6 protein-coding genes are annotated in these 21,346 nt (G+C 46.8%); all 6 read left to right on the top strand.

The genetic code is table 11. The annotated features are described in order from the left end of the window. Positions 1-27: 27 nt before the first annotated feature. Positions 28-1,083, top strand: coding sequence for an aldose epimerase family protein (locus FHS57_RS12600; RefSeq protein WP_229601327.1), 1,056 nt, complete (start codon positions 28-30; stop codon positions 1,081-1,083). A 97-nt stretch (positions 1,084-1,180) separates the two neighbouring features. Continuing rightward, a complete protein-coding gene (locus FHS57_RS12605) occupies positions 1,181-2,164 on the top strand; it encodes an alpha-E domain-containing protein (RefSeq protein ID WP_183974101.1) in 984 nt (327 codons plus the stop codon). Positions 2,165-2,173: 9 nt separating this feature from the next. Beyond that, on the top strand, positions 2,174-2,908 hold the full coding sequence (locus FHS57_RS12610; protein WP_183974103.1) for a proteasome-type protease: 735 nt from the start codon (positions 2,174-2,176) through the stop codon (positions 2,906-2,908). 69 nt (positions 2,909-2,977) lie between these two features. Continuing rightward, entirely contained in the window at positions 2,978-3,817 is an 840-nt protein-coding gene (locus tag FHS57_RS12615) for a transglutaminase family protein (protein WP_183974105.1), read from the top strand. A 378-nt stretch (positions 3,818-4,195) separates the two neighbouring features. Further along, positions 4,196-17,359: an SdrD B-like domain-containing protein gene (locus tag FHS57_RS12620; protein WP_183974107.1), complete on the top strand. Its 13,164-nt coding sequence runs from the start codon at positions 4,196-4,198 to the stop codon at positions 17,357-17,359. Positions 17,360-17,759: 400 nt separating this feature from the next. Then, positions 17,760-21,346, top strand: a 3,587-nt coding sequence (locus FHS57_RS12625) for an SdrD B-like domain-containing protein (RefSeq protein ID WP_183974109.1), incomplete at its 3' end; no start/stop codon positions are given.

Consider the following 21,346-nt stretch of genomic DNA (forward strand, 5'->3'; position numbering starts at 1 on the left):
TCGACAAAAAAGACGGCTAACAAAAAGATGAACACAATCACAAAAACAACTTTTGGGCAATTGCCCGATGGCCAAACGGCTGACTTATTTACCTTGCGGAGCGCAGCTGGGGTAGAGGTACGTATCTCTAATTATGGCGGAATTATTTCTCATTTGCTTGTGCCCGACAAAAATGGCGTGAAAGAAGATGTGGTGTTAGGCTACGACCACTTGGATGGCTATCTCAAAGCATCGCCGTACTTTGGTGCATTGATAGGCCGCTACGGAAACCGAATCGCCGATGCTAAATTTACGCTGGAGGGGAAAGAATACCCATTGGCCGTCAATAGCGGAGTCAACAACATTCACGGTGGAAAAAAGGGGTTTGACAAAAAGATTTGGAAGCCAGAAGTGATAGAAGCAGAAAATGCCCTGAAATTGTCGTACGTGAGTCCCGACGGGGAAGAGGGTTTTCCTGGGACGCTTTCTACGGAAGTGACGTACCGTTTGACCGACGACAATGCTTTAGAAATTGAATACCGCAGCACGACCGACAAAACGACGATTGTCAATTTGACAAATCATACCTATTTTAACTTTACTGGTGCAAAAACAGATGTACTCGACCACGTGGTGACGATTAATGCCGACTATTTGGTGCCCGTCAACAAAAACCTAATTCCGACGGGTGAGCTGCGGGCGGTGAAAGGGACGCCGTTTGATTTTCTTCAACCACACGTAGTAGGAGAGCGAATCAACGACCCCGAGGATGACCAAATCAAAGTAGCTGGGGGATATGACCATTGTTGGGTAGTCAATGGAGAACCAAAGACCTTGCGCCCAACCGCAACGGCCTACGAACCTACATCGGGGCGTTTTATGGAAGTGTTTACAACCGAGCCTGGGATTCAGTTTTACACAGGTAATTTTTTGAGCAATAACATTACTGGTAAAAATAACATTACCTATCGGAAGCGTATTGGTTTTTGTTTTGAAACTCAACATTACCCTGATTCTCCTAATCAGCCCCAATTCCCAAGCGTTGTTTTACGCCCAGGCGAAGAATATTATACCAAAACAGTATATAAATTTTCGGTAAAGTAGTTTACAGAGAGACATACAGTAAAAAATTTGGCCATTTCGGATTATTACAGTAGTTTAGCGATTGTCATTCACCAACCCCCACCTTAATAGTATGGCAATGTTAAGCCGCGTTGCAGATTCCATTTACTGGATGAATCGCTATATTGAGCGAGCTGAAAACTATGCTCGTTTCATCGGAGTAAATTTCAATTTGGCATTTGACTTGCCTCCCAGTGTCAGCGAACAATGGGAGCCACTGCTGATTGCTACTGCCGATAACTACTTGTTTTACCAGCATTACGATGAGCCCACGCGCGAAAACGTGATTAATTTCATGACGTTCGACAAGCGGAATCCGAACTCGATTTATACCTGTATTTCGGCCGCACGGGAAAATGGGCGGACGATTCGGGAAAGCATTTCGAAGGAAATGTGGGAAAACCTGAACCAACTTTACTTGTGGTTGCGCAATGTGCAACCCAAACAAGAGTGGGATTTAAACCACATGCAGGACTTCTATTCGGAAGTACGGAATGGAACACAGCTGTTTTACGGCATCGTGGATGCGACCATCACGCGCAATGAAGCATGGCATTTTGGGCGTTTGGGGCGTTTTATGGAACGTGCCGATAAAACGTCGCGTTTCTTGGATGTATCGTATTTTACCCTCATGCCCGACTCGGACGTGACAGGAAGTACACTCGAACTGGTGCTTTGGACGGCAGTATTGAAGTCGGTAAGTGCCTATAATATGTATCGTCAACAAAATCAGATGCTTACGCCAAAGCACATCGCTGAGTTTTTGATTCTTGATAAACTCTTCCCGCGTGCAATGGCCCATTGTATCCGTCAGGCTGAGTTATCGTTGTACGAAATTTCGGGCACGCCTACCTCCAACCGTTTTAGTAACCAAGCGGAGAAAAAAATGGGTAAACTACGCTCTGAAATCGAATATACCGACATTGAAGATATTTTTGAAACAGGTTTGCACCAATACCTCGACCAATTCCAAATTCGCGGAAATGAGGTAAGTAAAGCAATTTTTGAAACGTATTTCGACATCAAACCTGTCGAAGCGTTTCAGTACCAATCTCAATCCTAAGTTTTTACAATGACCTATTGTCTTGGCATTAAAGTCGCCTCTGGGCTGGTAGCCATCGCCGATACCCGCCTCACATCGGGTACTGAAGTGAGCACCAACAAAAAAATTTCGGTCCATCAGCTCGAAAATCATTCGTTGTTTATCATGACATCGGGGCTACGCTCGGTGCGTGACAAAGCCGTGACGTATTTTCGAGAAGTGTTGGAAGAAGAAGATGGGAGTTTTAACAAACTGTATAAGGCCGTCAATGCCTTTGGCCAACAAGTAAGGCGAGTGGCACGAGAGGACAAAGAAGCACTGGATGCCGCTGGACTCCGTTTCAATTTGCACGCCATTGTAGGGGGGCAATTGGAAGACGACGACGAACACAAACTCTACCTGCTGTATCCCGAAGGCAACTGGGTAGAGGTGGGAGAAACGTCGCCATTTTTTGTTATTGGTAATTCTAATTACGGAAAGCCGCTGTTGTTCAGGAGTTTAAAGTATGATTCTTCGTTGATGGATGCGCTGAAAGTCGGGTTTTTGTCTTTTGATTCAACGCGAGTAAGTGCCAACGATGTCGATTATCCTATTGACGTGGTTGTGTATGAAGAAGGAAGTTTCCACCTGACGGAACACCGCTTTCAAAAAGATGATTTAGCGCATTTGTCGCTGCAATGGAGTATGCTGCTCCAAAATTCTGTCCAGCGTTTGCCAAACGATTGGATGGATCCGATACTTGATAAAGTTCGAGATAAAGTATAAAAAGGTGGAGTAAATCTCCACCTTTTTTTTTATTTATATATATGCCTTTCCAACTCAGGGTACATTGTTATGAATATACACGTTTTGCATAAACTCTCTTATTCGTATTCCGAAGCCGTTAGCCTCGACGCTCACACCATTTATCTGCAACCGAAAGCCTCTCCGCATCAGCGCCTACTTGGGTATTCGATGGTGATAGAGCCTACGCCCAGTATGCTGGTACAAAATGTTGACGCAGAGGGAAATCACCAACAAATCGCCTATTTTCGAGAAATGACCGACCGATTGTCGATTTCGGTGGAAATGACCTTGGTTTCCAATGCCTTTAATCCCTTCGGATTTGTTTTATTTCCGTTTGAAACCGAGCGCTTGCCGTTTCATTATTCTGCTTCCCTAAAAAAATATTTACAACCGTATCTTGTACGAGAAGGGGTGACTACGTATGTCGAACAGTATGCCCGTCATACAGCCGCTTCAGTACGGTGGATGACTGTTCCTTTTTTGACCACGCTTTGTCGAACCATCGCCCAAGACTATGTTTATGAACGCCGCGAAGTAGGCGCTCCTATGTCGCCCGAACACACCTTGATTGGCCGAAAAGGGTCTTGTCGGGACTTTGCGCAACTGTTTGTGGCTTGTTGTCGAAGTATCGGCTTGGCGGCACGTTTTGTAAGCGGGTATTTGTATGGTAATATCCTGCAAGAGAATGATTTACATGCTTGGGCGGAAGTGTATTTGCCTGGGGCAGGATGGCGTGGTTTTGACCCTACTGAAGGACAAGCCGTTGGGAACAATCACGTGTATTTGGCAGCGTCGGGAGAGCCTCAGTCCATCGCTCCTTTATCGGGTACATTTCGCGGGCGTGCTCGCTCCCTATTGACCACCGAAGTAGTCGTAGGAGTTGGATAAATTTTATGTCTTTTAGTGGTATTTTGAAACACGACGTAACCCGTGTTTTCGGCGACATTATATACCATATTGAAAGTTTTGTATTCCAAGTTTTCTTTTAATTTATACCTCCATATTTGTCTTGTTATTAGACATATTTATTTTTTTTAATCTTCTTTTTTGTTTGGATAATAATTTGATTATCAGGATTTTGATTGGTACTGTTTCTTCTTTGTTTAAAGTTTTTTGTTCGCATATTTGGTGCTTTTGAGTACCATTGAGCTATTTCTGTGTCCCAAAATAAATATTGAATATCCCTAAAGGATTGGCACACTAATTGTTTCTGTTTAGCTGAAAACTCAAACTCGAGCAGTCCGCATCCTAAATCAAATTTTGGTTATGAAAATAGCTTTTACTCCCTGCCGCTTCGTGGTGCCTCTCCTTTTTGCTTTGGGCTTAACGTTATCCTGTTTACAAGGATATGCCCAGGTGAGAGGTACTGTATTTCGAGATTTTAACGGAAATGGCACGCGCGACACCAACGAGCCGCTGATACCAGGGGTTGTTGTCAATGTGTACAACACCAGTTCAGGTTCTGGTGTGCTCTGTGGTACAGCTACCACGTCAGGCAATACTGCCCCCAACTACAGTGTGGCGGGTTGTAGCACGGGCGATGTTCGGGTAGAGTTTGTGGTTCCTACATCGGGTCAATGCGCCATCGACTCGTTGGATTTCTCTGCATTGGGAGGGGCTACGTACGGAAGCTCCGTGCAATTTGCCAAAGGCAACAGTACCAATGTCAATTTTGGATTGTATTATCCCAATGACTTTAACCTTGGCGTTGCAAACTCCATGGTGTATGTCCCTTGTTATGTACACGGCGACCCCGTTGCATCGGGGGGAGCATCGGGAGCGAGTGAATGGTTTGTGGGCTTTCCGTACAACAGCACGGGTAGTACTACCCCTCCTTCCAAAAAACTCAATGGCTACATGATTGGGGCTACTTGGGGGGTAGCATACAGCCGTAAAGCAAAAAAAATATTTACCTCGGCCTTGATAAAGCGGCACGTTGGATTGGGGCAACTCGGTACTGGTGGAATTTATATCATTGATGAAGCCACTTTTGTGGCCGATTCTTTGTACGACTTAGACAAAAATGGGTTTCGTACGCGTGCTGCGGCTACCGCACCTGCCTATGGAAGTAGCACCAGCTATGCACTTGCTACCGCTACGGCAGGGTCGCCCGCAGTGGCCAATACGGGGGTATCGGTGAGTTTTCTTGGAAGTACCGACCCCGTGTCAGGGCTTCCAGAAGGGCTAGGGGTAATGGGTACCAATGCCCAACGCGGCCTGACAGGTACGCCAACTACGCCTACCTACGACCCCGCTGCGTTTGACCAAGTAGGTAAAGTAGGATTAGGAGATTTGGAAATTAGTGAAGATGAACAATACCTTTTTGTGGTCAATTTGTACTCGCGTAAACTCTTACGCATGAAATTTGACAATCCAGCCAATCCCACGACTTTTACGGAAGTAGTAGAATATAGTTTGCCAAACATAACTGTCAACAACGGGCTGCTACGCCCTTGGGCATTAAAGTATTTCCGTGGAAAATTATACGTAGGAGCCGTTTCGACGGGTGAGAATGGCGGGAGTATCACCATCAATGGTGCCTCTGATGTACGTGCGTATGTTTTTGAGGTTAACGACCCAACTGGAAATCTTACGTTCAACAACACGCCTTTGTTGGATTATCCTCTCAATTTTACCAAAGGAACAACTACCAGTACAACTGGCGACAATCGTTGGTATCCTTGGACCCACCGAGCAGGTGACGTTATTTGGAATGGTGCGGCCAACTTGGCCTATCCACAACCGATATTAAGTGATATTGAGTTTTCGGATAGGGGGGATATGTTGCTTACTTTTTCAGACCGAGCGGGACATCAATTAGGGGCTAACAATTACCGTTTTCTTTCGACAAGTACCGAAATCAGGTACGGTACTTCGGGGGGAGATATACAAGTAGCGGGATTAAATTGCCAAACCGAAGCATTCACGTTGGAGAGCAACGGACGTTACAACTCCATCAATGGGGAGCAGTATTCGGGAGGGGTTGGTAATGCACAAGGGCCTGGCGGAGGCGAATTTTTTAATGCAGAAGCCTTTGGTATTCATGCCGAAACGTCAATGGGCGCAATGGCAGTACTGAAAGGAACGGGTAACGTGCTGTTGACTGTCATGGATCCTGACGCTTACGTGACAGGGGGGGTAGTGAAATTTTCGACCTCTAGCGGCGCCGCCTCGGGGGCTTATCGGCTTTATGGTAATGGTACTGTACCTGGAGGTACTAATACTGCCCTCGGTAAAGCCATTGGCTTGGGCGACCTTGAACTGACGGGGGCGTTTGCTCCCATTGAAATCGGAAATCGCGTGTGGCAGGATACCGACGCGGATGGTTTTCAAGACGCGGGAGAGTTGGGGTTGGCCAACGTAAAAGTAATCTTATGCGATGCGAATGGGGTCAAAATAGACTCGGTGCTTACCGATGCCAATGGAAACTATTACTTCTCTTCGGCAACGGGCACGAATACCAGCTCGGCTAAATATGGCATAAACTTACAGCCTAATACCAATTATATAGTAAAATTCCCGACGGCGGTAGGGACTAATTCAATCACGACGCTCAACGCAGGTAGCAACGATTTGATTGACTCCGACGCGGGTACAAATGGTCAAATCGCTTTTACTACGGGCGATATAGGCGCTACCGACCACAGCTTTGATGTGGGCTATCGCTCGTGTTTGCCAGCAGTAACAAACATTGCCCAAGTAACGGCAACTTGTTCAGGAGTCGTTGTCAATAATAATGCTTCGGTAACGGTGACCGCCACGGGTGATAAATACGCTCTTGGTACTTCAACGCTATACGCTGCCGCCACAACTTTCACAGGCTCATTTACTGCCAATAATCTCACTGCTGGTTCGCTGCTCACGTTCCGTATTTTCAACGGAGCCGATGCTTGCTACCGCGATACAACCATTTTGGTCAACCAAAAACTTTGTCCCGCTCCTCCTTGTACCAATACCATTGGAGGAACGGTTTTCAACGATTTTAACAACAACGGCGTATTCAATACAACTGATTCATTGGGCTTTGCGGGTATCAAAGTATATGCTTTCAACTGTGCGGGTGTGAAAATTGACTCCGCCACCACTGACTACCGTGGGCGTTATACCTTGACCAACGTCACTGCGGCCAACGACACCGTTCGCATTGAGTTTGTCCGCGCTACGTTCCCTACTTGGGCTAAACCTACTTACAACGGTGTGGATGGACGTACGGATGTGCAGTTTGTCATTGCCCCAAATTGTACGGTGGATTTAGGGTTAACAACCGACTATTGCCAGACCAACCCGTTTGTGATGGTTCCTTGCCACGTCAATGGAGCTACCACTGCGACGGGCGACGCGCTGATTCGCTTCTCGTACGATGTAACAAGTGCAGGGGCAAATGCCAACAAAAAACAGTTGTCAAATACCAATCAGATTGGGACAACTTGGGGGATTGCGTATCAAAAATCCACCAGCCGCCTGTTTGCCGCAGCCTTCCTCAAACGCCACTCGGCCATGGGGCCAAACGGCGGAGGGGCTATTTATCAAATTAATCCCGATGCGGCGGGACTCAATGGTACGTTGTTTTTTGACATGAATACGGTCGAAAGCACAGGCAGCATTGCCGACAACGCGACCCGTGGTGTAAATACGGCCGCAGGTTCACCCAATACCGATGCCACTGCTTTTGCCCAAATTGGAAAAGTAAGCCTTGGCGACATTGACATTACCGAAGATGAAGAGTTTCTTTATACCATTAACTTAGCCACCAAAAAACTCTACCGCGTACCTACGACAAACCCAACGGCGGGCAACGTAACGAGCTGGGTGATTCCTACACCTGGTTGTGTGGGTGGCGAATGGCGGCCTTGGGCAACCAAAACTTACCGTGGAAAAGTGTATGTGGGTGGTGTCTGTGATGCTGCTACTTCGCAACAACGCAGCGACCTCAAAGCCGTGGTTTATGAGTTTACGCCTGCTACGGGTACATTCAGTCAAGTACTTAATTTTAAATTGGACTTTGATCGTGGGGCTGCAACTTCGTACACTGCCACAACAGGTAGTGACTTAGACAAACAGTCGCATTGGAATCCTTGGACAGATGATTTTACGGTGGCGGTTCAGACAGGCTTGCACGATTTGTATCCACAACCTGTGTTGTCAGACATTGAATTTGACGTGGATGGTTCCATGATTTTAGGATTTTTGGATCGTTGGGGACACCAAACGGGTGAAGCCAACAACTTCCCCAACGGCGTTTTGGCCGAACAAGGCGTAACGGGTGGTGACGTGATGCGTGCGTATAATAACAACGGCGTTTATGAAATTGAGAATGATGGTAAAGTAGGGCCATTGACGGTGGGTGGTACAACCGCCCAGCAGAATTACAATGCATCTTCGCTTTATGCCCCTAACGGACAAGGACGCGGAGGCAAAGAGTTCTATTTTGGTGATACGTGGATGAGCAACCACGACGAGCGCAGCATGGGTAGTTTGGCACTCTTGCCAGGCTCTGGTCAAGTAATTATGGCCGCTATGGATGCCAACAATACGATTTACTCAGGTGGGGCAATTTGGCTCAATAATACCACAGGTTTGGCCGACAAAGCTTATACAATTTACAGCGGCGGGGTAGCTTCTTTTGGTAAAGGTTATGCCTTGGGTGATTTGGAACTCCAGTGTAACCCGCAACCCGTTCAAATTGGTAACCGCCTGTGGGTTGATATAGACAAAGACGGGGTGCAAGATCCTTGCAACGAGCCTGGCATTGCCAACGTGGTCGTGAGTCTTTATGACAAAGTAGGGAATTTCATTGCCAAAGATACAACCAACGCCCTGGGAGAATATTACTTCGACGCAACCAACGTGGTGGACACGGTAGGTTTGGCCAAACCTAATTTCAGAGGACCACAACCTAATACCCAATACTATATCGTGATTGGGAAAGAAACCATCGGAACGGGTGCGCAGTTCGACCGAACTGACGGCATACTTACGTTGAGTACGGGTCAAAAATACGAATTGACGATTGCGAACAGCACCCAAAACAGTGGTAACGACCAAAACGACAGCGATTTCGAGCTGGCAGATAATCTTGCTCCGTTGGCGTTGCAAGGCTTCCCCGTTATTTGTGAAGCTACCCCAAGCTCGGGCGCAAATCATACCTTTGACGCTGGTTTTGTACCTGCTTGTGTCAAACCTTTATTCACGGCCTTTACGCAGGTAAATGCTACTTGTACAAACGGGGTTGTGCAAAACAATGCTTCCGTAACAATTACCTCTAACGGCGACAAATACGCGATTGGCACCTCTACAGCCTACGCATCGGCGACGGCTTTCACAGGTTCGTTTACGTTAAACAATCAAACGGCAGGTAGTACTGTTACGGTGCGGGTTTTCAAGGGGGCGAACACTTGTTTTAAAGACACTACCTTCAAAGTAAATACGGTATTGTGTCCTGCGCCTCCTTGTACCAACACAATTGGCGGAACGGTTTTCAACGATTTTAACAACAACGGAGTTTTCAATACAACCGATTCACTGGGTTTTGCAGGCATTAAAGTTTATGCTTTTAACTGTGCGGGTGTGAAAATTGACTCCGCTGTCACCGACTATCGTGGGCGTTATACCTTGACTAACGTCACGTCGGCCAACGATACCGTACGCATTGAATTTGTCCGCGCTACGTTCCCTGCGTGGGCACGCCCAACGTACAATGGGGTGGATGGCCGTACGGATGTACAGTTTGTAATCGCGCCTAATTGCACGGTTGATTTGGGATTGACGGGCTTGCACGATTATTGTCAGGCAAGTCCTTTGATGGCTACTACTTGCTTTGTCAACGGAGCATCAGGCAATGGGGTTAATCCATTGGAAGTCTTGGTGAAGTTTAACTACAATACTTCTGGTTCGACGCCTCAACCCCAATATTTGTCCAGCAAAGGCGAATTTGGTTCGGTTTGGAGTACGGCTTATAACAACGAGACAAAACAGTTATTCTCGGGGTCTTTCCTAAAACGACATGCAGGTTTGAAAGACACAGATGGAGACAACCAAGGCGATTTAGGAATCATTTGGCAAACTTCTAATCCTTATGGGTCTGCCTTTACCAACAGCGTTTGGGCTGATTTGACCAAAGCACCTTACAATTTAGATTTTGGTACCATTGGTGACGATGCTGCCCGTGGATTAGGCGTTCCTACTGCCCCTAGTAATGACGCTACCACGTTCCCATTGATTGGAAAGGTAGGGGTAGGTGACATTGATATTTCAGACGATAACTCAGCCCTTTGGGTGGTAAATCCAAAAGGAAGTCAATTGCATAAAATTGCCATCAATACCAACGGCTCGGCAGGCGCTTTGACAACCTTTAACATTCCCAAAGCGTGCGGAAGTAGCTACGATACCTTATACATCAAAGCTGGAGGCAACGTTAATGGCGCATTGATTAATGGTTTCGCGGGCGACGAATTTTTCTCAGGAGGGGTTACTACTAGTTCAGGACGTTCTGGCGCGGCTTATTCGACGTTCCGCAATGGCGCAGGCTTTCAGTATAAAATTAGCCTTCCCAATGGTACATACAATGTCCAACTGTACTTTGGTAACAATACGGCAGCAAGAAACCAGACCAATACCGTAGAGGCAACGGCTCAAACCCTAGCAATAGCGGCTAATGCGAGTGTTTCACAAATGTTCAACAACGTGGTCGTCGCCGATGATCGCTTGGATATTACCATTAGTGACTTGCCAGGAGGAGATGCCAACGCGATTTTGAGTGGGATTAAAATTTGGTCAGTAGCGGGTGCGAAGTTTGAAGACAGGGCTTATCCGTTTGCGTTGAAATACCACAATGGAAAAGTATATGTAGGAACTACTTGTCCTGCCGAATTGACCCAAGACAAAGAACAGCTAAAAAGCATTGTCTATGAGTTGACAGACGATGGTTCTACCATTTTTACCCCAGTCTTGACCGTGCCGCTTACTTACACACACGGCCGCCCTTATAGTCAAGAACCTGTTGTAAGATGGCAAGCATGGACGGGAGCGATTGACAAAGCATTTAATGTGGATATTTTCACGGTATATCCTCAACCTGTGTTGTCAGACATTGAATTTTTGGAAGATGGAGACATGGTATTGGGCTTTTTTGACCGTTTTGGACACCAATCAGGCGATAGAAATTACAAAACGTACGGAACTGCTACCATTCGTTCCACCATTGCGGGGGATGTGCTGAGAGCAGATGCCAAGGCAGGTAATTTTACCCTCGAAAGCAATGGTAAAGTGGGTACCAATACCTCAGCGGGAGGCGTAGGTAACAACCAAGGCCCAGGTGGGGGAGAGTTCTATTCGGGTGATAATTACCAGACGGATCACTTAGAAACCAGCTATGGAGGGATGGCATTTATCGCAGGACGTAATGAGTTGGCAGTAACTGTGCTAGATCCTTTTGACGTAGTGTCATCGGGGGTAACGTATTTCAACAATACCAACGGTAACAGCGCCAGAAGATACCAAGTGACTCCCGTGACAATGAGCACAACCTTCTTTAGTAAGGCCATTGCCTTGGGAGATTTGGAAGCGCTTTGTGATGTTGCCCCCGTACAAATTGGGAACCGCTTGTGGATTGATACCGACAAAGACGGAGTGCAAGACCCTTGCAATGAACCTGGTATTGCCAATGTGGTGGTGAGTCTCTATGATAAATTGGGTAATTTCTTAGCCAAAGATACAACCAACGCGCTGGGTGAGTATTATTTTGATGCGACCAACGTCGTGGATACTTTAGGTGCCGCGAAGCCCAATGTTTTAGGGCCACAACCTAATACCCAATATTACATCGTAATTGGAAAAGAAGATAGCAAATTTAACACGACTACAGGTTCATTAACGGTGGGTGGAGTTGGCTATCAGTTGACCAAACTTAACAGCACAACTGACGGGGGCAATGACCAAAACGACAGCGATTTTGCCATTGCTACCAACACTGCTCCTGTGGCTCTCCAAGGTTATCCTGTGATTTGTGAAACTACCCCAAATGCAGGGGCAAATCACACCTTCGATGCTGGATTTAACTCAACTGTGGGTTCAATTGGTGATTTTGTTTGGAAAGACCTAAACAATAATGGCCAGCAGGATAGCGGTGAGCCAGGAGTAAATGGCGTGAAAATGATATTGTGGTCTGCCAACGCCAGCGGTAATCCTGTAGCTAAGTTGGATTCTACCGTAACGGCAACGGGAGGTAAATATGAGTTTAAAAACTTGCCTAAAGGTGATTACATCGTTCAGTTGGTGTTGAGTACCTTGCCCGATAGCTGCGTGATAAGTTCTCAAAAAGACCTTGGGCCAGATGTGACTGATAATGATTTTGGCACAAACGGTTTGAGCAGTGTAGTGAAGTTAGATCCTGTAAATGGAGGTCTTGCCAAAGACAACCCAACGATAGATGCAGGTTTGTACTCTCCTAAAGGTTCGATTGGGGACTATGTTTGGAAAGACCAAAACAACAACGGCGTCCAAGAGTCAGGCGAACCAGCGGTAGCAGGCGTGATTGTTCAATTGTTGAACGCAACAACCAGCGCCGTATTGGCAACTGACACGACGGATGCGCAAGGTTTGTACTTGTTCTCGAACCTAAACTCAGGAACGTACCAAGTGAAGATTGTGACGACGAGTTTGCCAGCGGGCTGTGTGATTAGCAGCAAGCAAGATTTGGGCGGCGACGATACGAAAGATTCTGACTTTAACCCAACGACAGGTTTGAGCCAAGTGGTAACGATTGACGCTTTGGGAACGGGTATTGCCAAAGACAACCCAACGGTTGACGCAGGCTTGTATTCGCCAAAAGGCAGTATTGGCGACTACGTATGGAAAGATCAAAATAACAACGGTGTTCAAGATTCAGGCGAACCAGCGGTGGCGGGCGTAATCGTTCAATTGTTGAATTCAACCACCAGCGCCGTATTGGCAACTGACACGACGGATGCGCAAGGTTTGTATTTGTTCTCGAACCTAAACTCGGGAACGTACCAAGTGAAAATTGTTACGACGAGTTTGCCAGCAGGTTGCGTGATTAGCAGCAAGCAAGATTTGGGCGGCGACGATACGAAAGATTCGGACTTTAACCCAACGACTGGTTTGAGCCAAGTCGTGACGATAGATGCTTTGGGAACGGGCATTGCGAAAGACAACATGACGGTTGACGCAGGCTTGTATTCGCCAAAAGGCAGTATTGGCGACTACGTATGGAAAGATCAAAATAACAACGGCGTTCAAGATTCAGGCGAACCAGCGGTGGCGGGCGTAATCGTTCAATTGTTGAATTCAACCACCAGCGCCGTATTGGCAACTGACACGACGGATGCGCAAGGTTTGTATTTGTTCTCGAACCTAAACTCGGGAACGTACCAAGTGAAAATTGTTACGACGAGTTTGCCAGCAGGTTGCGTGATTAGCAGCAAGCAAGATTTGGGCGGCGACGATACGAAAGATTCGGACTTTAACCCAACGACTGGTTTGAGCCAAGTCGTGACGATAGATGCTTTGGGAACGGGCATTGCGAAAGACAACATGACGGTTGACGCGGGCTTGTATTCACCAAAAGGCAGTATTGGCGACTACGTATGGAAAGACCAAAACAACAACGGCGTTCAAGATTCAGGCGAACCAGCGGTGGCAGGCGTAATCGTTCAATTGTTGAATTCAACAACCAGCGCCGTATTGGCAACTGACACAACGGATGTGCAAGGATTGTACTTGTTCCCGAACCTAAACTCAGGTACGTACCAAGTGAAGATTGTGACAACGAGTTTGCCAGCGGGTTGTGTGATTAGCAGCAAGCAAGATTTGGGCGGCGACGATACGAAAGATTCGGACTTTAACCCAACGACAGGTTTGAGCCAAGTCGTGACGATAGATGCTTTGGGAACAGGCATTGCGAAAGATAACCCAACGGTTGACGCAGGCTTGTATTCTCCGAAAGGCAGTATTGGCGACTACGTTTGGAAAGACCAAAACAACAACGGCGTTCAAGACTCAGGCGAACCAGCGGTGGCGGGCGTAATTGTTCAATTGTTAAATTCAACAACCAGCGCCGTATTGGCAACTGACACGACGGATGTGAATGGTTTGTATTTGTTCTCTAATTTGAACTCAGGCACATACCAAGTGAAGATTGTAACGACGAGTTTGCCAGCGGGTTGCGTGATTAGCAGCAAGCAAGATTTAGGCGGTGACGACACGAAAGATTCTGACTTTAATCCAACGACAGGTTTGAGTCAAGTGGTAACAATTGACGCTTTGGGAACAGGCATTGCGAAAGACAACCCAACGATAGATGCGGGCTTGTACTCGCCTAAAGGTTCGATTGGTGATTATGTTTGGAAAGACCAGAATAACAATGGCGTTCAAGAGTCAGGCGAACCAGCGGTGGCGGGCGTAATCGTTCAATTGTTGAATTCAACAACCAGCGCCGTATTGGCGACTGACACGACGGACGCACAAGGTTTGTACTTGTTCCCGAACTTGAACTCAGGTACATACCAAGTGAAGATTGTGACAACGAGTTTGCCAGCAGGTTGTGTAATCAGCAGCAAGCAAGATTTGGGCGGCGACGATACGAAAGATTCGGACTTTAACCCAACGACAGGTTTGAGCCAAGTCGTGACGATAGATGCTTTGGGAACAGGCATTGCGAAAGATAACCCAACGGTTGACGCAGGCTTGTATTCTCCGAAAGGCAGTATTGGCGACTACGTTTGGAAAGACCAAAACAACAACGGCGTTCAAGACTCAGGCGAACCAGCGGTGGCGGGCGTGATTGTTCAATTGTTGAACTCAACAACCAGCGCAGTTTTAGCGACTGACACGACGGATGCGCAAGGATTGTACTTGTTCTCTAACTTGAATTCAGGAACGTACCAAGTTAAAATTGTGACAACTAGCCTGCCAGCGGGTTGTGTGATTAGCAGCAAGCAAGATTTGGGTGGTGACGATACGAAAGATTCTGACTTTAACCCAACGACTGGTTTGAGTCAAGTGGTGACTATAGATGCTTTGGGAACAGGCATTGCGAAAGACAACCCAACGATAGATGCGGGCTTGTATTCTCCAAAAGGTTCGATTGGGGATTATGTTTGGAAAGACCAAAACAACAACGGTGTCCAAGATTCAGGCGAACCAGCGGTAGCGGGAGTGATAGTTCAATTGTTGAACCCAACGACGAGCGCCGTATTGGCCACAGACACGACGGATGTGCAAGGATTGTACTTGTTCTCGAACCTAAATTCAGGAACGTACCAAGTAAAAATCGTGACGACGAGTTTACCAGCGGGTTGTGTGATTAGCAGCAAGCAAGATTTGGGCGGCGACGATACGAAAGATTCTGATTTTAACCCAACGACAGGTTTGAGTCAAGTGGTAACGATAGATGCTTTGGGAACAGGCATTGCGAAAGACAACATGACGGTTGACGCGGGCTTGTATTCGCCGAAGGGTTCGATTGGGGATTACGTTTGGAAAGACCAAAACAACAACGGTGTCCAAGATTCGGGCGAACCAGCGGTGGCGGGCGTAATCGTTCAGTTGTTGAATTCAACAACCAGCGCCGTATTGGCGACCGACACGACGGATGCACAAGGTTTGTACTTGTTCTCTAACTTGAATTCAGGAACGTACCAAGTGAAGATTGTGACGACGAGTTTACCAGCGGGTTGCGTGATTAGCAGCAAGCAAGACTTGGGCGGCGACGATACGAAAGATTCTGACTTTAACCCAACGACAGGTTTGAGCCAAGTGGCAACGATAGATGCTTTGGGAACAGGCATTGCGAAAGATAACCCAACGATTGACGCAGGCTTGTATTCTCCGAAAGGTTCAATCGGCGATTTCGTTTGGAAGGATGTGAATAACAATGGTGTTCAAGATTTGCCAGCGGAAAAAGGAGTGGCTGGAGTAATCCTAGAGCTATACCGCTTGGAAGGTGTCACGACTCCAACACCTGTTTTGGTAGCCAAAGATACGACGGATGCTACGGGTAAATATTTGTTTACCAACCTGTCGAGCGGCAATTATTTTGTGCAACTTGTTCTTTCGAGTTTGGCCGATACGTGCAAAATCACAAGTAAGCAAAACGAAGGTGTGGATGACACCAAAGACAGTGATTTTGGGCCAACGACAGGACGGAGTCAAGTGGTGCCAATCGACGCATTAGGTACAGGTATTGCGAAAGATAACTTGACGGTGGATGCAGGTTTGATTGTACCTTGTGTGAAATCAAGCGTGATTGTAACCGAGGCACCGTTGTGTTCGCAGGACGTGCAAACCTACAGCATTAAGTTTACGGTAAACAACAAAATGGGCATCGTGAAGGTGAACAAAGGGACATTGACGGGCAATAATCCATATACTGTAACAGGTATTCCATCGGGTGCTAGTTTAATCATCACGGATAGTTTGAGTGCTTTGTGTAAAGCCGATACGACCATTATTGGGCCTAATTGTAACTGTAACCCGCCAGTCCCTGTATTGTTAGCACCAAGTATGACGGCTTGTATCGGTGATACTTTCCCGACCTTGAAAGCGGCTGTAGTAGGTTTGGCGACTGTAGAATGGTTTAGTCAGCAAACAGGCGGAACGTTGCTATCAACGGGCTTAAATTATAAACCAGCTGGCACGGTAACGGGTAGCACAGTGTTCTACGCACAAGCACGCAGCACAGATCCAAGTTGTCCGACAGCCATCAGTACGAGTCGAGTTCCTGCCAACATCAACGCACAAAACTGCATTGATACCATTGATTTGGCATTGAAAAAGTCAATTAGTGCCAAAATCGTGCATGTTGGTGATGTGCTTACCTACACGGTAAAAGTGTGGAACCAATGGAACAAAAACGCAACTGGCGTAGAAGTAACCGACAGCATCGCGACCACGGCGCAGTTTGTAAGCGGTAGTTTTGTGGTGAGCCGAGGCAGTGCGACCATCAGTGGTAACGTGATTAAGTGGACGATAGGTAACATCGCAGCGAATGGCGACACGGTGACGTTGCGTTACCAAGTGAAGGCGACGCAAGCGGGCGTTCACTTGAACACGGCCGAAATCAGCAAGACCAACGAGAAGGACAGAGATAGCACGCCAGGCAACGGTAAAGGTGGCGAAGATGACATCGATCAGCAATGCTTCACGGTGCCGTTTGAGTTGTGCGCGGGTCAGAAGGTAGAAGTAGGTGTTCCTGCCAATTTAACAAATGTCCAATGGTTCAAAAACGGTGGCACAACGGCAGTAGCAACGGGCAATGTGGTGTTATTCAGTGAAGATGGCGTTTACACCTTCACGGCAACCAACCAGACCTGTCCATCCAACGGCTGTTGCCCAGTCATCATCGAACCAGGCACCAACTGTTGTCCAGCCGAGGTTTGCGTGCCATTTACGGTGCGTAAAGTGAAAAAGTAACTAGAGGATAGTTAAATCAACTTAAAAAAGGCTGCCCAAAAGGCAGCCTTTTTTTGTAAGTACCAATAAGACCCAATCAAAACGGGGTAGTATTTGACTGTTAGTTTTTATTGAATAAAAGGATGTTTTTCATTGAAAATTGATTTTTATGTCTTTTAGTGCTTGAAGAAACAAGAGATGCTTTGTACTAACCTTCAAGTTAGTATGCTAATCATCAACTGAAATATACTTAGTTAGTGACTTTTTGTGGTAGAATATTTATATTTATTTAATAAAAAATATAAATATTCTATATTTTTTATCTTGGCTACAAAAAAAAGTGGGGTTGGTATATTATTTGTTATATCCTTTTACGGCTAATCATATACCAACCATTTTTGTGCTACTAAAAAAGTCCACTATGAATACAATCTTTCCAAACCTATTCGATGATAATGACGCTTATAAGGTGCTTCTATTGAATAAGTTTCAAGCGTTGTCTATTTCTATTTTAAGTGTTTTTTTGGCAATAGGGATAACTACTAATGGGATGGCTCAATGCTCCATTACTATCAAACCGATGGTTTCGGGTTGTTACCAAAACAATGGCAGCAAGGCCACGGTGAGCGTCGAGGTAGCATGGCAAAACGCACCAGCGGGCGAAACCATCACGGTAACGGGGCCCGCAGGAAGTGTACCCGCTACCAGAACAATTACGCCTGGGTCAATCAGTGTCAATTATGGTTTTGGGGCAACAGGCTCTCAAACCATTGTTTCACCCCAAGTGATTGCTTTTGAAATTCCTGCCAATGGCGCAAGTGGGTTATCGGTAAGTGCCAATTTTTCAACAACGACTTCCTGCTCGGTTACCAGTACCACCTTCAGTGCACCAGCTGCTTGCGAACCGTTGGTTTGTGGGGCTAATCAAACGGGAGGCTCCGTGTTTTTTGATTACAATGCCGACGGGATAAAACAAACGGGTGAAACCCAAGGGTTGGAGGGAGTAACGGTGAAAGCCTTCGATTGCAATGGGGCGCTGGTAAGTACGACTACCACCGATTTCAACGGTAAATACGTCTTTACGGGGCTGGCCGCAGGAAGTTATCCAATTCGGGTCGAGTTTAGCAATTTACCCTCTATTTATGGCAACGGAACGGTCAATGGAGCCGATGGTCGGACAACTGTACAATTTGTAACGGCCGCCGACTGCAACGTGGATTTAGGAGTATTGGACCCCAACGATTATTGCCAAACAAACCCCCTTGTTTTTGTGCCTTGCTTTGTCAACGGTGATCCCTTGGCAGGTGGAGATGCTGGAACGATGGATGCGACTGTTATGTTTGATTATGCCAATACAGGGCTTCCCAATCAAACGGGCGGTGGCTACACATCTCCGTCGCACATTGCCAACGCCGTTCAAGTAGGTACTTTATGGGGAACAGCCTACAACCGTTTTACCAAACGAATATTCCAATCGTCCATCTTGAAACGACATGCGGGACTTGGTCCTGACGGAATTGCGGCGATTTATGTAACCGATTTGACAAACCCTGCTTCGCCAGTAGTGAGTAGTTTTATCAATGTGAAAAACGATTTGAGCATTGACGTCGAAGACGCTGGAAGCCCCGTGCTTTCAAATGCCGCCCGACTTCTTCCTGCCAACCGTACAGATGCGTCTAATGACCCTTCCGTGATTTCGCAAATTGGAAAAGTCGGAATTGGTGACATTGATTTGAGCGAAGATGGTAACATGCTTTGGTTTGTCAATGTGTATGACAAGAAACTTTATTCGGTCAATATTTCTGCTTACAATGCAAATGGTACAACAAAACCAACAGCAGCCGATGCCATTGGCTATACAATTCCGAATCCTGGCTGTGTAGCTGGGGTAGCGCGCCCATTTGGGTTGAAAATTGTGGATGGAAGTGCGTACGTGGGCGTTGTTTGTGATGCAAGTACTTCTCAAAACAAATCAGATTTACGGGCTTACGTGTATAAATTGACGGGTTCAACTTGGGCAACTGTGTTTGATTTTCCTTTGACTTACCCCAAAGGCCCAGCAGATACGCATCCCTCTGTGCGCGCTGTGACAGGTTGGTTTCCTTGGACGGATGATTGGAGTACTTACATTGCTACACTAAGAGACATGGGCGGGAATATCTATAGCTGGACGTACCCCATGCCTATGTTGACCGATATAGAATTTGACATTGACGGGTCAATGATTTTGGGCTTTGGGGACCGCGCAGGATTAATCGGCGGAAGTATTAACTATGCTCCAACTGGTAACTCACCGTTATATTCTACGACGTCGGGGGGAGACTTTTTACGGGCTTATTATTCCAATGGTACGTATATCTTAGAAAACGCGGCAAAAGCAGGCCCCACTACGGGATCAAACCCAACCAATGACCAAGGGCCAGGTTTCGGGGAGTTTTATGATGAAAACCTTACTTGGTCTTACAATGGTGGTAATACGGAGTTGGCCCATGCCGAAACGGCCTTAGGAGCGCTTGCGTTACGCCCAGGTTCGGGCGAAATCGTGACAACTGCGATGGATCCCGTGGGAGGTTACAATGTGCCAGCGGACTGGTCGTCAAATCCATTTGATGCAGGGGGAGTTATTAAAGCAAACAACCAAACGGGAGCTAAAAATGGAGGCTATGTGGTGTACCAAGGCTTACGTAATAAAGGACTATTTGGTAAATCAACGGGCTTAGGAGATATTGAACTAGGGTGTTCTATTCCTACTTACCTCGAACTAGGTAACTACGTTTGGAATGATGCTAATAAAAATGGGGTACAAGACCCGTGTGAAAAAGCGTTGAAAGACATCAACGTGACGCTCTACAAAGGCGCGACCAAAATCGCCACGAGCAAAACAGGGGCAAACGGCGAATATTATTTTTCATCAAAATCTACCCTAATTACGGGAACTTGGGAAGGCACAGGTGCCGATACCACGCTTCTTCCAAATACTGCTTATAAGTTGGTTTTTGGTGAAGGTCAATTGGTTAGTGGAAAACTAACGGTAGCAGGTTTGGGTCAATTTGACGTAACGCTCAAAGATGCTACCGCCAACAATGGCAACGACCAAAACGACAGCGATGCGGAAGTAATCAGCGGGGCTTTTTGTATTAATCTTACCACGGGCAGCGAAGGAAGTGTGAATCATACTTTTGATGCAGGTTTTTATTGTACGAAACCTTCCATTGGGGCGAATTCAATCGTTGTGACTGCCCCCAAATGTGCGGTAACAGTTCCTCAAAATGATGGAAAAATCAGTTTGAGCAGTGCGATAGCTCCTTATGATAAATATAGAACAAAAACGGGAATGGGTGCATGGAGTGGAGACACAACTTACGCCACGGCAACGGCGATTGGCAGCACCTTCCCCAAAGACTTGGTGACAGGCATTAGCAATGCGGGAGCAACTTACACCATCCGTTTTTATAACGGGGAATGTTGCTACAAAGACACGACGATAACCATCGCAGCTGTGGCATGTTGCGTTTTGCCCGTAGCCTCAGCTACCCCACAAAAACAAACAATTTGCGTAGGTGGTACGGCGACGGCCTTCACAGCTACCCCAAGCACAGGTGTGGACTATAAGTGGTATGGCCCATTGGCGAGTACTTCGAGCAGTTTGGGTACGGCCATCAGCGGTGCAACAAGCGCGACGTTTACGCCGAGTGGCGCAGCTTTAAGTACTGCGGGGTCAAAATATTATGCCGTAGTGGTGAATACGACGGGCGATGTGGCGTGTGCGGACACAGCCTTTGTTCAATTGGATGTGAGCAAAATCACGGTACCATCGGTAACGGCACTTTGCCACGCCAACGGCACGCCTGAGAGTGGCACCGACGATTACATGACGTTCAGCATTCATGTGTCCACCGAACCGATGAGCACGAATAAATTTACGGTAACGGCCACGCAAGGCGGGAATCCATTGGCCATAACGTTGTCAAACGGCAGCGCAGCAACGGCAATTAATTGCGGACTGAA

This window comes from Runella defluvii, from assembly GCF_014195535.1.
Classification (GTDB): domain Bacteria; phylum Bacteroidota; class Bacteroidia; order Cytophagales; family Spirosomataceae; genus Runella; species Runella defluvii.